14 protein-coding genes are annotated in these 14,810 nt (G+C 40.6%); 4 read left to right on the forward strand and 10 right to left on the reverse strand.

Features of this window, described 5'->3' with window-relative positions; genetic code table 11:
* The 4 genes from K6V43_RS10040 to K6V43_RS10055 all read right to left on the reverse strand — a co-directional run.
* A partial coding sequence (locus K6V43_RS10040) for a copper homeostasis protein CutC (RefSeq protein ID WP_222382954.1) occupies positions 1-449 on the reverse strand: 449 nt, incomplete at its 3' end.
* Between the two features lie 49 nt (positions 450-498).
* On the reverse strand, positions 499-1,407 hold the full coding sequence (locus K6V43_RS10045) for a DMT family transporter (protein WP_222382955.1): 909 nt from the start codon (positions 1,405-1,407) through the stop codon (positions 499-501).
* 287 nt (positions 1,408-1,694) lie between these two features.
* The gene (gene galT / locus K6V43_RS10050; RefSeq protein ID WP_222382957.1) at positions 1,695-3,176 is read right to left on the reverse strand and encodes a UDP-glucose--hexose-1-phosphate uridylyltransferase; all 1,482 of its coding nucleotides are present in this window, start codon (positions 3,174-3,176) and stop codon (positions 1,695-1,697) included.
* Positions 3,177-3,395: 219 nt separating this feature from the next.
* Positions 3,396-4,559: a galactokinase gene (locus K6V43_RS10055; protein ID WP_222382958.1), complete on the reverse strand. Its 1,164-nt coding sequence runs from the start codon at positions 4,557-4,559 to the stop codon at positions 3,396-3,398.
* Positions 4,560-4,693: 134 nt separating this feature from the next.
* Here K6V43_RS10055 and K6V43_RS10060 point away from each other — a divergent pair, with 134 nt between their 5' ends.
* Positions 4,694-5,692, forward strand: a complete 999-nt coding sequence (locus tag K6V43_RS10060) for a LacI family DNA-binding transcriptional regulator (protein ID WP_172006321.1) — start codon at positions 4,694-4,696, stop codon at positions 5,690-5,692.
* Between the two features lie 181 nt (positions 5,693-5,873).
* Here the strand turns inward: K6V43_RS10060 and K6V43_RS10065 are convergent, their stop codons facing one another.
* On the reverse strand, positions 5,874-6,779 hold the full coding sequence (locus tag K6V43_RS10065) for a helix-turn-helix transcriptional regulator (RefSeq protein ID WP_222382960.1): 906 nt from the start codon (positions 6,777-6,779) through the stop codon (positions 5,874-5,876).
* A 429-nt stretch (positions 6,780-7,208) separates the two neighbouring features.
* On the opposite strand from K6V43_RS10065, the gene K6V43_RS10070 reads away from it, so the two are divergent.
* From K6V43_RS10070 to K6V43_RS10080, 3 genes are read left to right on the forward strand one after another with little or no spacing between them, the layout of a single operon-like run.
* Positions 7,209-7,646, forward strand: a complete 438-nt coding sequence (locus K6V43_RS10070) for a hypothetical protein (RefSeq protein WP_222382961.1) — start codon at positions 7,209-7,211, stop codon at positions 7,644-7,646.
* A gap of 11 nt (positions 7,647-7,657) precedes the next feature.
* A complete protein-coding gene (locus K6V43_RS10075; protein ID WP_222382962.1) occupies positions 7,658-8,869 on the forward strand; it encodes a hypothetical protein in 1,212 nt (403 codons plus the stop codon).
* A 21-nt stretch (positions 8,870-8,890) separates the two neighbouring features.
* A complete protein-coding gene (locus K6V43_RS10080; RefSeq protein WP_222382963.1) occupies positions 8,891-9,355 on the forward strand; it encodes an NINE protein in 465 nt (154 codons plus the stop codon).
* A 534-nt stretch (positions 9,356-9,889) separates the two neighbouring features.
* On the opposite strand, the gene gatB is transcribed toward K6V43_RS10080, so the two are convergent.
* From gatB to codY, 5 genes are all read right to left on the reverse strand, one after another.
* Complete coding sequence (gene gatB / locus K6V43_RS10085) at positions 9,890-11,329, reverse strand: Asp-tRNA(Asn)/Glu-tRNA(Gln) amidotransferase subunit GatB (RefSeq protein WP_222382964.1); 1,440 nt, start codon at positions 11,327-11,329, stop codon at positions 9,890-9,892.
* Positions 11,329-12,795, reverse strand: a complete 1,467-nt coding sequence (gene gatA / locus K6V43_RS10090; protein WP_222382965.1) for an Asp-tRNA(Asn)/Glu-tRNA(Gln) amidotransferase subunit GatA — start codon at positions 12,793-12,795, stop codon at positions 11,329-11,331. The genes gatB and gatA overlap by 1 nt, the downstream gene beginning before the upstream one ends.
* Positions 12,795-13,097 (reverse strand): Asp-tRNA(Asn)/Glu-tRNA(Gln) amidotransferase subunit GatC, encoded by a 303-nt coding sequence (gene gatC, locus K6V43_RS10095; RefSeq protein ID WP_024391783.1) that lies wholly within the window; start codon positions 13,095-13,097, stop codon positions 12,795-12,797. The genes gatA and gatC overlap by 1 nt, the downstream gene beginning before the upstream one ends.
* Positions 13,098-13,226: 129 nt before the next feature.
* On the reverse strand, positions 13,227-13,778 hold the full coding sequence (locus K6V43_RS10100; protein ID WP_222382967.1) for a cysteine hydrolase family protein: 552 nt from the start codon (positions 13,776-13,778) through the stop codon (positions 13,227-13,229).
* A gap of 1 nt (position 13,779) precedes the next feature.
* On the reverse strand, positions 13,780-14,568 hold the full coding sequence (codY, locus tag K6V43_RS10105) for a GTP-sensing pleiotropic transcriptional regulator CodY (RefSeq protein ID WP_024404269.1): 789 nt from the start codon (positions 14,566-14,568) through the stop codon (positions 13,780-13,782).
* Between the last annotated feature and the right edge of the window lie 242 nt (positions 14,569-14,810).

The raw sequence follows: 14,810 nt of genomic DNA on the forward strand, positions 1-14,810 counted from the left end.
AAAATCCGTGTTACTCCGCGACTTGCCAACCAATCAATTGCTTCAAATTGACGACTACGAGGAATCTGATCAAATGCCATATGAAAGACAACTTGGTGACCTGTTGAAACAGCCAACAATTGTTCTAAAGCTACCTCATCCAACCAATTTTCCTCAGTTAAAACACCATATACCAAACCATCTGACCCCAGCTCTATGGCGATTCTGCAATCCTCAACCATCATCTCAATTTCAGTTTGGTCATAACAAAAATTCCCTCCACGTGGACGAATCATGGTCATGACTGTGGCGTTCTGTTCATGAGCTAGTTGACAAACATGTTTGATCACTGCATAACTAGGGGTCGTTCCTCCAACCGCTAAATTATCACACAGTTCAACTCTTTGAGCACCCAGAGAAAGAGCTTTCACCACAGCTACATGATTTTCGGAACAAAATTCTTTAATCATCTTTATTCCTTTCAAGTCTTTTTCCTTTAGTATAACAAAAAAGAGTATATTAACCAATACTCTTTCTACTAATCATTAAATCTTTCAAGGAAATCAAAAGAACTGCGAGTAAAATCATCAACATCCCAACAAAGTCAATAGTATAAAATTGTTCATTGACCAACCATACCGCAAAAAAGACTGATGCAATCGGCTCAATCGAAGCCAATAGACTCCCGTTTACCGGACCAACTAAACTGACCCCCTTCAAAAAGGCTGTATAGGCGAAAATAGTTCCCACACCAACAATCCCTAGCAAACCAAATGCAGTTCCAGTATCCAAAGGCAGACTCTGTTTCCACGTCTGTACTCCAAGTGTTACTACTATACCACCCATCAACATCCCTAGGCCAATAACTACCATACTACCGTATAGTCGGATTAACTTTCCGGGTAAAATAATATACAAGGCGTAGGTAAAGGCAGAAAAAATTCCCCAAAAAAGTCCAATAGGTGTAATCGATAGCTCATTTAGCTGACCATGTGTCGCAATTAAAAATGTTCCCACAATCGCTAAAAGAATAGAAATGATTTCTGTACCCGTTGGCACTTGTCTATCCTTCAAACAGGTGTATGCCAAAACCAAAATAGGACAGAGATATTGTAGAACAGTAGCCGTTCCCGCGTTGGTATGATAGATGGCTTGTAAATAGGCTGTCTGATTAAGAACTAAGCCAAGCATGGCAAAGATAAAAATTCCTAGCAAAGCATTTTTATCTTTCAAAACTGCCAAGAGCTGTTCTTTCGCTGTAGCATAAGCCAGGCCAACGAGAAAGAATCCTGATACCAACAAACGCAGGGAGGTAATCATATCCACTGAAACACCACGAGACATCAAGTACTGTCCACTCACTCCAGACAAGCCCCAGGCTATACCTGCTATTAATGTAATCAGTGTTCCCAATCTCTTTTCCGCCATCATATCTCCTTCTCACACTGTGATTACTTCCATTATACCAAAAGAGCGGGAAGGGAGGCAAAAAGACAAGTCCACCCTCACTAAGTTTGCGTCAACATCTCAGCGCAGTGGTTGATTGGCAGAGTTGTTCGCGTTTCACGCTCCAAATCTGACCTAATCAACTGTGCGGGGGTGGGAGTGAAACAGTCTGGGAATAGACTGTTTCAGCTCAACAACTAGAAATAAAGACTTGTTGACGAACTCTCTAGATTGGTCGAGTTCTGTCCCACTCCCACTCTTTCTTGCAATTATGTTGCTAAACCTACAAATTCTACGAATCGCAGAAAGGCTGACTGTCCTTCTGGAGTACGTTTGTAGACCCCTGCATCTTCCAATACACGCGCAAAAATTTGTCCCACTGACTCACGAACAACTTGATTAACAGTTTCTTCCGTCACATCTGGGTGAGCTGTTTTCAGGCTTTCCGCCCAAGGCTGATGATAAGCCGCCACTTGACTATCTTGACCCAGTAAGAATTTTTCTACTTCAGCCAATTCTGCCTTTAAACGTGGGGGTAAAATCGCCAAGCCCATTACCTCAATCAAGCCGATATTTTCTTTCTTGATATGTTGCACATCTGGATGTGGATGATAGATGCCATCTGGAAACTCTTCTGAAGTCTGATTGTCGCGAAGAACCAAATCCAGCTCGTACAAATCTCCTCGTTTCCGAGCAATCGGGGTGATGGTATGATGGGGAGTTCCATCCGTCTCAGCCTTTATCTGAACACTATCATCTGAGTAGCTCCGCCATTTTTCCAAAATCTTAGTCGCTAAGCCAAGAAGCGATGGCTTGTCTACTGAACTCAAGCGAATCACTGACATGGGCCATTTGACAATGCCAGCTGAAACGGACTCAAAGCCGTCGAAGACTAGCTGGCCTTCTATCGGTGCCTTTTCCATGGCAAAACTGTGCCGCCCACCCTGATAGTGATTGTGGGTCAAGATGGAGCCACCCGAGATTGGTAGATCAGAGTTGGAACCGACAAAATAGCCTGGCAACAAATCCAACAAGTCCAAGAGTTGCTCAAATGTTCGCGGACTAATGACCATCGGCACATGTTCCTGATTTAGGAAAATAGCATGTTCATTGTAGTAAGCATAGGGCGAATACTGGAAGCCCCACTTTTCCTGTCCAAGCTCCAAGCGAATAATGCGGTGGTTAGCGCGTGCTGGATGGTTAATCCGACCCTGATAGCCCTCATTTTCCATACAGAGTAGGCATTTGGGATAATTGCTTGCTTCAGCTTTCGTAGCAGCTGCAATAGACTTTGGATCCTTCTCAGGTTTAGACAGATTGATTGTGATTTCCAAATCCCCATACTCTGTCGAAACTGGATAATAGATATTTTTCGCAATTGCAGCCATCTTGATATAGTCATTGCGCTTGCTCAATTCATAGAAGTCGCCAATCGCTTGTTCTGGACTGTCCTGATAGGTCTGCCAAAAATCACGATTGACCTGACTCGGACTCGGTGTCATCAAATCCATCAAACAAGCCCCAACCATGTCCTGCTCTTCCAGCAATTCACCCACAAAACCAGTTCGAACCCCATGAGCCAATAGTTCATCTTTTAATTCAATCAAGTCCTCTAACTCTGTTTGAACAGTCAGAACCTGGTCTCCCACCAAAGCCAAGACCCGATTGCGCAGGTAAAGAGCATCCATTTCTTCAAAACCACTGTTGGCAATGACCTGCTCAACAAAACGATCCACCAATCCTGTCATCATTTCTCCAATCTATTATTTACAATAGTCTTTCAGTTTACTTTTTTGTACAAGCTCCAACTGTCTGGGGGATAGTTGGAGCTTGGAAATCACACTTACGATAGCAAGTTATAGTCATCAAGTACGGCAAAGCGAGTTCTCTAATGATGACATTATTTGAAGCGGGAAATCCAGAAACGAAGTTTCCTCGTTAGCCGAAGTAACAAAAGACAAAATGAAAGACTATAAGACGCGAGAGCCTCCAGCAATCTCAGCTACATAGAAGCTTGGTTCATAGCCAACAACCTCAGTATAGGTCTTACCAACATTTTCAGTAAAGGCGTCAACCTTATCCTTATGAACAATAGCAATACCACAACCGCCGAAACCTGCACCTGTCATCCGAGCGCCAAGAACCCCTTCTTGCTCCCAAGCTGTATGGGCCAAGGTATCCAATTCCAAACCTGTCACTTCATAATCATGCTCCAAAGAAACATGAGAAGCATTGACCAAGCGACCAAAGGTTGCCAAATCTCCTTCTTCCAAGGCCTTACGAGCCTGCAAGGTCCGTTGGTTTTCAAGAACAGCATGGCGGGCACGCTTGATGCGGTTTTCATCCTTAATCAAGTAGCTATATTGATCAAAAGTCCACTCATCCAATTCTCCCAGAGTTTGAATGTTCAGAACGGCATTCAATTCTTCGACAGCTTTTTCACATTCCGCACGACGCTCATTGTACTTAGAATCTGCCAATTCACGACGTTTATTGGTATTCATGATCACAATAACATGGTCCCCTAAATCCAGCGGTACCAAGTCATATTCCAAGGTATTGGTATCAAGGTAAATCGCCCGATTATCTGCTCCCATACCGATAGCAAACTGGTCCATGATACCAGAATTGACACCGATAAAGTGATTTTCCGTTTGTTTCCCAATTTTTACCAAATCAAGGCGAGTCAATTCTAGACCATACAATTCTTCTGCGATGATGCCAATCAAGAGTTCTAGAGAAGCTGATGATGACAAGCCTGAACCATTTGGAATGTTCCCATAGACAAAGACTTCCATACCTGTATCAATGCTGTGTCCTGCTTCTTGCAGGAACTTAAGTACACCTTTGGCATAGTTGGTCCAGTTGTCCGCCTTATCAAAGACTAGATGATTCAAATCAACCTCAATAATACCTATCTCCTCGAAGTTAGCAGAATAGAAACGCAAAAGTTGATCTTCACGTTTGCGAGCAGCCCCGTATGTTCCCAAGGTAATGGCCGCAGGAAAAACATGTCCACCATTGTAATCCGTGTGCTCACCAATCAAATTAATGCGCCCTGGTGAGAAAAAAGTTGCATCAGCCTCTTGTCCAAAAACATCGAGAAAGGCTTGGTTAAGTTGTTCTGAATTCATGAGAACCTCCAATTTTCTGTAATCGTTTTCTTTCATTGTACAACTCTCTAAATAAAAAGTCAATATATTTACTAAAAATTTACTAATCTTATTTTTTATGCTATACTAGATACAAACAGACGAGGAGAAATAATATGGTTACCATTAAAGATATCGCAAAACAAGCTAACCTATCCCCCGCAACCATTTCAAGAGTTTTAAATGGCGATTCTAGTCTATCCGTTAGCCAAGAAACACGGCAAAGAATCTTGAACTTAGCACAAGAATTAGGCTATACAAAACACCTTAAAAAACAGTCTCCTCAACAAAAAGGCACCATCGGAATTGTCCAGTGGTACACTGAAAGTGAAGAACTGGCCGACCTCTACTACTACTCTATCCGAGCTAGTATCGAGCAAACCGCCAGCCTTCTCGGCTATCAAATCGTTCGCTCCTTCAACAACTTGACCAATCCCCTCCTTCAAGAAGTTGATGGTATCATAGCAGTCGGTAAGTTTTCTTCTGGGCAAATAGCAGAGCTGGCAGCCTTATCCTCCCAGCTAATCTTTGTGGATTCTGATACCCTAACCGAGGGCTTCTCCTGTGTCACAACCGATTTCGTTCATTCTGTACAGACTGTCATCGACCACTTCCGTTTTCAAGGCCTGACAGACATTGGCCTCTTAGTTGGACAGGAAAAAACCACAGATGGTCACCAACTGCCAACAGACCCGCGCCTAACCGCCTTTCGATCCTATCTAGACACCTTGGGTATACTTCGAGAAGACTTCATCTACCAAGGAACATTCTCCACCCAGTCTGGTTATGAGCTGATGAGTCAAGCCATCGAAGACCTGGGCGATCAATTGCCCCCAGCCTTCTTCATGGCAAACGATACCCTAGCTGTCGGCGCCCTTCGAGCACTTCAAGAGCGTCAAATAGCAGTTCCCGAACGTGTCCAACTCATCACCTTTAACGATACTGCCATCACACGCCAAGTCTATCCAGCCCTATCATCCATTAGTGTTTACACTGAAGAAATGGGGCAAGAAGCCATGCAACTTCTGGATCGTATCATGACAAGTCCGACTCCCCATCACCCCCGTAAAATCAAACTGAGCACCCAACTGGTTATACGGGAGAGTTCGTATTAATTCGCCATAATAAAAACCGAGAGTTCTCACGAATTCTCGGTTTTTTATATACTTTCACCACACAATAACCAATCGTTAAAACAGAACATCCTACTTTAATCAAGCATCATTACAATTCTCCATTCAAAATATATTATTTTTATCGCAAATTGATGGATGTCACTTTTGATTTTATTCCCGATTATCCCATAATAGATTGTGCAGTTTTATTTAATTGATGCACCTGATTTAAAAAATCCACACGCATTCGATTCCACTTACCACCACCTTCAAGTTCATCCAGAGCTCCAAGTAAATTCAGAACTTTTTGAGCTTTCTTAACTCCTGTAACATCATTTTGACGCAACCTATTATAAACATCCTGAATATCAATATAGATAAAAGCTTCTATTAAGGTTGGCCCCTTACTTTGTCTTGAACTATTTAATTCATCAATAATTTTTTGCGCTCTTGTGTAGTATCCGTTTATGGATAAAAAACGAATACAATAGGCCAAAAGATTAACGGAATCAAAAAGATCATCTACGTTAGTTGACTTATTAAATAAGAATAACAGAAAATCCTTGAAATTTTCAAAGTATTGATAAGGTAATGCTTCAATATAGTGTGCAAAAAAATTAGTTTCATTATCATTAAAAAACTCGATTGATGCATAGGTTGAGCTATTGAAAATTCTTTTTTTCAATTCCTCACTTCTTGTATCATCTGGCTTCATCAAGGCACGACTTTCTAGACTGATAATGAACATCTCCTTTTGTAGAGGATTGTCGTTTAAGTATAACTTTGATTCTTCAATGATAGCCTTAACATCCTTTATAGTTGGCATTCCGTTTGTGATTTTTTGCAATACTAGATTATTCAACTTATTAATACGATCTCCGTCATAATAGACCAAAAAATCTTCCCAATCAATACCAATCGAAATTAATAATCTACTAAAATTTTCAACTGAAATATTTTTCTCACCTTTTTCAAACTGGCGTAAAAACTGCGGTGAAACAATTTCGCCTGCCGCATCTTTTACTGACACTGAACGCATTTGCCGTAATTTCTTGAAAGTTTCCCCAAATGGATGAACAGATGACATATTATTCTCCTTTACTAAATTATGTATTTTATAATTTAGTACGATTATAAGCTATATAGCTATAGAAAACAATGACTAGCGCAACTATAGTTTCCAAAAAAGAAAATAAGCCTTAATAATAGACAAATAATTGTCTCGTTGGAAACAATAGTTTCCAACCCACTTTTATTTTAATAAAATGCTGTTAGACTATGTCTATAATAATTACTAAAGGAGGAAGGAAAGGATGATTTGTCAACTGCCTGTTTATACGTAGCAAGGTTCACACTCCAAAGGGACAATATGGAAAAGTACTACTTTCTCGAACTCCTCTATAAATGAAGTCAATAAATCAAAAAGTTTATTTGCTGTACATGAAATGGAAGAAGTGAAAAGTACCATATTAAAAACTATTCAAGATAAGCTTATTGGAAAAAGAAAGGTAAAAATATGAAAAAGAAATTATTTGTTGGTTTTTTTAGCTTGATTCTAATTATTCTGTCAGGGTGCTCAGGACAAGCATTAGACGGAACATGGCAATATATCGAAAATGACGATAGTCACAAAATTACTTTAGTCATTGAAGAGAATACGGCAACAGTTTCAATTCAAGCTTCTGAAGAAATTCCAGGCTTGTTTGGTACATCAAATATGACAATTTCAGGAAATCTTTTAGTAGGAGAAATTGATACAAAAGAAAAAGTAATAAAAGTGACCGAAGATCCAAAAATTGAAGTAGATGGAATGGATGGGTATGCTAGCCAGATTGAACAAGAAGTTGCTTGGCCAATAACAAAAGGTGATACTATCCCCTATTCTCTTTCGGATGATAGAAAAACTTTGACACTCGATATTGGTGGCGAAGGAGAGTTTGTTAAGGAAGAGTAGGAGAAATACTTATGAAAAAACTAATTATAATCTTGATTCCCTTACTATTGTTTGGTTGTGGCGCCCAAAAAGAGAACCTAAGCACATCCTCCTCTACATCATCCACATCTTCTACATCGGAAAGCAAAACGACTTCTACCTCTGAAGAAGAGACAACATCGGAGACTTCTTCAGATGACACATTGAAAACTACAGAAGAAAAAGTTGATCTCGACACTGCAGATCTTACCGATAGCTCGACTGGACTAAAATATCAAAAACCTGAAAATATTACCCAATTAGTTGGTTCTTATAGTTTTTCAAACCCAGAGAATTTGCTTGATTTAACCATTCCATCTCCCGCAATTATTCAGTTACAAATCAATGAGGATGGTACCTATCGTAAACTTGTTATAGAGGCCGCTTATGATATGAGCGAACCTTATCTAAACAATCTAAACCCAATGGCTTATTTTGATAGTTCTAATACACTGAAATTTTTAGATAATGGGGCAATGTCTATTGAAAATTTCAATTACTTATGGATAAATAAGGTAACTTATTCAAGGGGTATCTTGGTTTCAAAATTCGACAAAACTTATTTAGTGCCACTAGAAACGAATTTGGTGGAATCATCAACACCTATATTAAATGAAGATGGAAGTTTAGATGCAACAAAATCAGTCATTGATCAATCAATCGGTACCTGGACTTTAAGTACATATAACTCAAACTTCAATACCTTTATTGTACCTGAGACCGAAAATGAAATCGATGATTTCTATAACCAATACATTGTGAATAATCAAACAAGTTATATGCTAAACGATACGAATCTAGAAGATTATAGTTCAATTAACTCTTCAAACGAGTTTTCAGATACAAAGACCACACTTGATACTGCAAAGACGGAAGAAGTTTATGATGTTGTTAAATACCCACTTGGGGATTTATTGACAACTGATTACTTTAAAAATTATATTACAACAGTGAATGATATCTTTCAGACTGCTATCGGCCCTTTTATTAGCCAAGGGGATACTTACGCACCAATTAGTAGCGATATAATTGATAAAATTTACCTTGAAAGTGGTGAAAAAGCTGATGGAGTTCAATTGGGGTTTGATTACAATCAGGCAAGTGCCTCAAATACAGGGTTGAATACAATAACAATCTATAGAAATGGAAGAATTCTAAGAAATATCGGTGCCCAAGACGGAGTTTACGTCATACCAGGAAATTAAAATATTTATAAGGAGATACAAATGTTTAAGATTATTAAAATTGAAAATGATATTATTTATGTTGGCAAAGGAAGTGATGGCCAATTTACAGAAATTCCAAGATCAAGTTTTGGTTTTGAGCCTTCTGTTGGTGACTTTGTCGAATTCTATCAGAACGATGGAAACTATATTGTTTCAAAAGTAGAAAATATTGCGCATTTTGTTGGTGGAATACAGGCGGGTCAACAGGGAAGCAAATCAAAACTTGTAGCTGGCTTATTAGCACTCTTATTAGGCGGAATAGGAGCATATGAATTTTATATCGGGAGTACTGGAAAAGGATTTCTTCGATTAGGTCTATCCTTATTAGGTTTTATTCCCTTCTTATTTCCAGTAGTTGTTATTGGTAATTTGATTGCAAATATTATCATTGGTATATCCGTTTTATCTTCTAAGCCAGGTTCAAAATACCACAAAGATGCTAATGATTTAGAACTAGTGGATTAATATTACAATAACATTCCCTAAATAACGGTAGTTACAGAAAACCGAGAATTCAATACGAACTCTCGGTTTTCTTATGTTTATCCAATTCTTAATGAAAATCAAACTCAAACTAGCTCCAAAGGTTCGGGGATAGAGCGAACGTCTTCGGTTCTCCCTGAGCAGATAGAACCCTATCTCTTTCTTATTTGAGGGAGATAGGCTGAGGCTGGGCAAAAAGCCCAGGACCACTACTCAGAGTTCGTGTCAACATCTCAGCGCAGTGGTTGATTGGCAGATTTGTTCGTGTTTTGCACTCCAAATCTGGCCATTACGACTGTTGCGAACAAAGTTCGCTTTATCTCCAACCTCAAACTGTCTCCCAGACAGTTTGAGCTGTGCGGGGGTGGGAGTGAAACAGTCTGGGAATAGACTGTTTCAGCTCAACAACTAGAAATAAAGACTTGTTGACGAACTCTTTTTATCTTGGTCGAGTTCTTTCCCACTCCCACTCATCAAATCAAGTCAACAAGGTTTGAGTTTGATTTTCGAAGAGTATTAGTCTAACAACTTAGCCAATTCCTGAGCCAAGAGTTGTTGTGCAACTTGTGGGTTGGCTTGTCCCTTGGTTGCTTTCATCAAGAAGCCTGTAAAGGCCTTGTCAGCATTGCGTTTGCCAGACTTGAAGTCAGCTACGGCTGCTTCATTATCCGCAAAGACTTGGTGGATAATCGGAATCAAGACCGCAGGGTCTGAAATCTGTACCAAGCCAGCTTTCTCAACGTAGGCCTTAGCAGAGCCACCTTCTTTCGCCAAGTGAACAAAGACTTTCTTGGCGATCTTAGATGAAATAGTGCCATCCGCAATCAAGGCAATCATCTCCACCAAGTTTTCTGGTGTCAAAGCAATTTGCTCAATAGTCTTACCTTCAGCATTGAGGAACTGAGCCACTTCACCCTGCAACCAGTTAGAAACTTGTTTAGCATCACCACCTGCTGCCACTGCTGCTTCAAAGAAGTCAGACAGAGCCTTAGTAGACGTCAACTGACCAGCATCGTAGGCAGTCAAGCCCAAGTTTTCCACATAGTTGGCACGGCGAGCCTTTGGAAAGACTGGCAATTCTGCACGCACTTCTTCAATCCAGCTATCATCAATCTCGTAGAGCGGTAGGTCTGGCTCTGGGAAGTAACGGTAGTCAGCTGAACCTTCTTTGACACGCATGAGAATGGTTTCACCAGTAGATTCATCGTAACGACGAGTTTCCTGTTGGATTTGACCACCAGAGCGCAAAATTTTCGCTTGACGATCTACTTCGTGTTGCAAACCCTTGCGAACATAGTTGAAGGAGTTGAGGTTTTTCAACTCAGTCTTGGTACCAAATTTCTCCTGACCATAGGGACGAAGAGAAATATTGGCATCCACGCGCATAGATCCCTCTTCCATCTTCACATCTGAAATACCAGTGTACTGAATGATTTCTTTAAGGGCAGTCAAGTAGGCGTATGCCTCTTCAGGCGAACGCATATCTGCTTCTGACACAATCTCGATCAATGGCACACCCTGACGGTTGAGGTCTACGTAGGAGTAGCCGTCTGTACCGTGGGTATTTTTACCTGCATCTTCCTCCAAGTGGGCACGTTCGATACGGATTTTCTTGGTTGAACCGTCTTCTAGCTCAATCTCAATCCAACCATTGTAGCCAATTGGTTCGTCAAACTGGGAAATCTGATAGGCTTTAGGGTTATCAGGATAGAAATAGTTCTTACGGTCAAAGTGCATTTCCTTGTGAATGTCCATGTTCAAGGCCAAGGCAGCCTTGATCCCCGCATCCACAACGCCCTTGTTAAGGACAGGAAGGACACCTGGGAAAGACCAGTCAATCACGTTGGTATTAGCATTTGGATCCTCACCAAAATGAGCAGATGAAGGTGAGAAAATTTTCGAGTTGGTATTCAACTCCACATGGACTTCTAGACCAATAATCGTTTCAAAGTTCATTAGTTAGCACCTCCAAAAATCACTGGTTGTTGCTTGTGGTAGTCTGTCGTCGCTTCAAAGGCAGCAGCTACTTGGTAAATGGTCTCTTCTGAGTATTTTGGACCAATCAACTGCAAACCAACTGGCAAGCCTTCTACAAAACCAGCAGGAATAGAGAGCCCTGGTAAACCAGCCAAGTTTACAGGAATTGTTAACAAGTCCGCCAAGTACATAGCCACAGGGTCATGGTTGAGCGTGTCCAAACCAAAGGCAACTGTCGGAGCTGTCGGACCCAAAATCAAGTCATAGTCCGCAAAGACTTTTTCAAAATCCTGGATAATCAAAGTCCGCACCTGACCAGCCTTCTTGAAGTAAGCATCGTAGTAACCTGATGACAAACTAAATGTACCTAACATAATACGACGCTTCACTTCCTCACCAAAACCTTGGCTACGGGTTTTCACGTAAATCTCATCCAAGTTGGTCGCATCTTCTGCACGGAAGCCATAACGGATTCCGTCAAAACGTTGCAAGTTAGAAGATGCCTCTGATGATGCGATAATGTAGTAAACAGCAACCCCATACTTAGAATGTGGCAGGCTGACTTCCTCGATAATCGCCCCCAAACTTTCCAAATGTTTAGCAGCCTTGAGAATGGTTTCCTTGACCTGTGGATCAATCCCTTCGCCCATGTATTCTTTCGGCAAAGCAATTTTCATGCCTTTAATGTCTTGACCAATCTTGCTAGTAAAGTCTGCAATCTCATTAATAGTAGATGTAGCATCCTTAACATCATGACCAGAAATAACATTCAATAATTGAGCATTTTCCCTAACAGTCTGTGCAAATGGACCGATTTGATCAAGTGACGAGCCAAAGGCAATCAAGCCAAAACGTGACACTGTACCATAAGTAGGCTTCATCCCGACAATCCCATTAAAGGCTGCCGGCTGACGAATCGAACCACCAGTGTCGGAACCCAATGACAAACGGACTTGACCGGATGCAACTGCAGAGGCTGAACCACCTGAAGAACCACCAGGAACTTTTGTTTGATCCCAAGCATTTTTAGTCGGTTTGAAGGCAGAGTTCTCATTCGACCCCCCCATTGCAAACTCATCCATGTTGGTCTTACCAACAACAATCATATCCTTTGCATAGGCCTGAGCAACCGATGTCGCATCGAAAATCGGCTCGTAGTTATAGAGCATTTTTGACGCTGCTGTGGTCAAAATTCCCTTAGTAGAGATATTGTCCTTGACTGCCAAAGGAATCCCTGCCATAACATTGTCCGCATCAATCCCTTTTTCATCAAGGGCCGCAGCCTGCGCCAAGGCCGCATCTTCTGTGATAGTCAAGAAAGCATCCACTGCTCCCTCACGGCTTTTAATGTCTTCCAAGGTTGCCTTGGTCAACTCAAGAGCAGAAATCTCCTTTTTGACAAGGAGGTCATGCAATTCATCAATGGTTTTATTGTTAAAAGTCATTAGGCATCTCCTCCGCCATCTAAAATTGCTGGTACCTTGATATAATGATCTTGAGATTCAGGTACATTTTTAAAGAGTTCCTCACGACTCTCACCCTGTTGAGCAACATCTGCTCGCAACACATTCTTACGATCAGCCATAGTTGTTGTTACTGCAACACCTGTTGTATCTACTTCATTGAGCAATTCAACCATATCAACAATTTTACTCAAAGTAGTCGCGAATTCCGCAGTTTCTTGATCCGAAAACTCTAGCTTAGACAGCTTGGCAACATGACGGACTTCAGCTTCAGAAATCTTCATTCTAACTTTCCTCCTAATGGAAATCTATCTTCTCATTATATCATATTTCTAACCCACCACAAAGGTTGAAATAACTGAGTATGTAAGATTATTCAGCAAAAAACCAGTCCACAGACTGGTTCCTAAACATTATTCAATAACCGTCGCACCGAGTACATGACGTAGGTGATTCAGTGCAAATTGATGACTCTCCTCCGTCAATGCAGCAATTGCTGATGCAACTACTTCAATCCGATACCCCTTATTATAGGCATCGATAGCCGTATGGAGGACACAGATATCAGACAATACACCTGTTAATACAACCGTATCTACACCACGTTCCCGCAAACGAATATCTAAATCTGTTCCAGAAAAGGCCGAATAATGCCGTTTGTCCATCCAACGGACACGCTCATGATCCTTATTTTCCAGATAAAAGTCTGCTAATGGACCATACAAATTCCGACCTGACGTACCGATGATATTATGAGGCGGAAAGAGCTTACTTTCAGGGTGAAACTCATCCCCTGTTTCATGCCCATCAATCGCAAAGAAAATATAATCTCCATTTTCAAATGCTTCAGATGTAACCTGAGCAATCCGTTCTGAGATGGCTTGTGCAGGCTTACCTGCAGTTAACTTTCCCTCATCTGCGACAAAATCTATCGTATAATCTATTGAAATCAGTGCTTTTGCCATCTTAGTAATCACGTTTCTTTATTTCATCAAAAATTGCTGGAATCAGTACTTTCAAATAAGTACCTTTCATTCCTAAGGAACGACTTTCAATAATCCCTGCACTCTCTAATTTACGTAGGGCATTCACAATTACAGAGCGTGTAATACCGATACGATCTGCAATAACAGATGCTGTCAACTGACCTTCATTGCCATTTAACTCACCCAAGATAGCTGCAACAGCTTTCATCTCTGAATATGAAAGTGTATTAACCGCCATATTCACAGCGGCTCGTCGACGAATATTTTTTTCATCTTCTTCTCTTTGGAAGTTCAACAATTGAATTCCCACCACAGTCGCAGCAATCTCAACCAAGATTAAATCATCATCAAGAAACTGACGATCATTCCGCCAAATAATAAGTGAGCCAAAACGAATCCCAGTCACATGAATAGGGGCAATCGTAGTCAGACCATTTGGATACGTCGAACGTGACTCAACAGGGATAGCCGTCAATTCACTTTCTACTGGCAAGTTCACTTGTGTATCATAAACCTGTGCAACTGCTTTTACATAACTTTCTGGAAATTGTTTGTTTTGGAAAAATTCTTCCACACGATCATTATTTGTCTCATAATTCATGTGGTAACCCAATACTTCACCTTCGCTGTTAATGATGCAAGAGTTACAATCGATGATAGCAGACAGATGATCCGCTATTGCATTGTAAGGCAATTCTTCTGCCAATTTCTCCTCGGAACGTTTCAAAATCGATGTAATGTTCCGTGTTTTTTCTAATAATGTTGTCATAAATTCCTCTTTACACTGTAATTGCTTTCAGTATAGCAAAAATTGAGTGAAATTTCAATAATTATCAGAAAATTTACTATTGTTGGTAAAATATTGACAATTTCTCACTCTGACATCAAAAAAGTCGGAGAACCCCCCAATGTCATTAAGTTAACTAATCTATCACATTTTGTGGTAGGTTAGTTTTTTATGTTACACTAGAAATAAAAGGGGAAAAATCATGCTAGACCAGATTAAAGCTC

Source organism: Streptococcus suis, assembly GCF_019794615.1.
Lineage (GTDB): Bacteria > Bacillota > Bacilli > Lactobacillales > Streptococcaceae > Streptococcus > Streptococcus suis_AI.

Coding starts and splice junctions, on each gene's coding strand:
- K6V43_RS10045 (WP_222382955.1), bottom strand. CDS start 1,407: ATGGCGGAAAAGAGATTGGGAACACTGATTACATTAATAGCAGGTATA.
- galT (WP_222382957.1), bottom strand. CDS start 3,176: ATGATGACAGGATTGGTGGATCGTTTTGTTGAGCAGGTCATTGCCAAC.
- K6V43_RS10055 (WP_222382958.1), bottom strand. CDS start 4,559: ATGAATTCAGAACAACTTAACCAAGCCTTTCTCGATGTTTTTGGACAA.
- K6V43_RS10060 (WP_172006321.1), top strand. CDS start 4,694: ATGGTTACCATTAAAGATATCGCAAAACAAGCTAACCTATCCCCCGCA.
- K6V43_RS10065 (WP_222382960.1), bottom strand. CDS start 6,779: ATGTCATCTGTTCATCCATTTGGGGAAACTTTCAAGAAATTACGGCAA.
- K6V43_RS10070 (WP_222382961.1), top strand. CDS start 7,209: ATGAAAAAGAAATTATTTGTTGGTTTTTTTAGCTTGATTCTAATTATT.
- K6V43_RS10075 (WP_222382962.1), top strand. CDS start 7,658: ATGAAAAAACTAATTATAATCTTGATTCCCTTACTATTGTTTGGTTGT.
- K6V43_RS10080 (WP_222382963.1), top strand. CDS start 8,891: ATGTTTAAGATTATTAAAATTGAAAATGATATTATTTATGTTGGCAAA.
- gatB (WP_222382964.1), bottom strand. CDS start 11,329: ATGAACTTTGAAACGATTATTGGTCTAGAAGTCCATGTGGAGTTGAAT.
- gatA (WP_222382965.1), bottom strand. CDS start 12,795: ATGACTTTTAACAATAAAACCATTGATGAATTGCATGACCTCCTTGTC.
- gatC (WP_024391783.1), bottom strand. CDS start 13,097: ATGAAGATTTCTGAAGCTGAAGTCCGTCATGTTGCCAAGCTGTCTAAG.
- K6V43_RS10100 (WP_222382967.1), bottom strand. CDS start 13,778: ATGGCAAAAGCACTGATTTCAATAGATTATACGATAGATTTTGTCGCA.
- codY (WP_024404269.1), bottom strand. CDS start 14,568: ATGACAACATTATTAGAAAAAACACGGAACATTACATCGATTTTGAAA.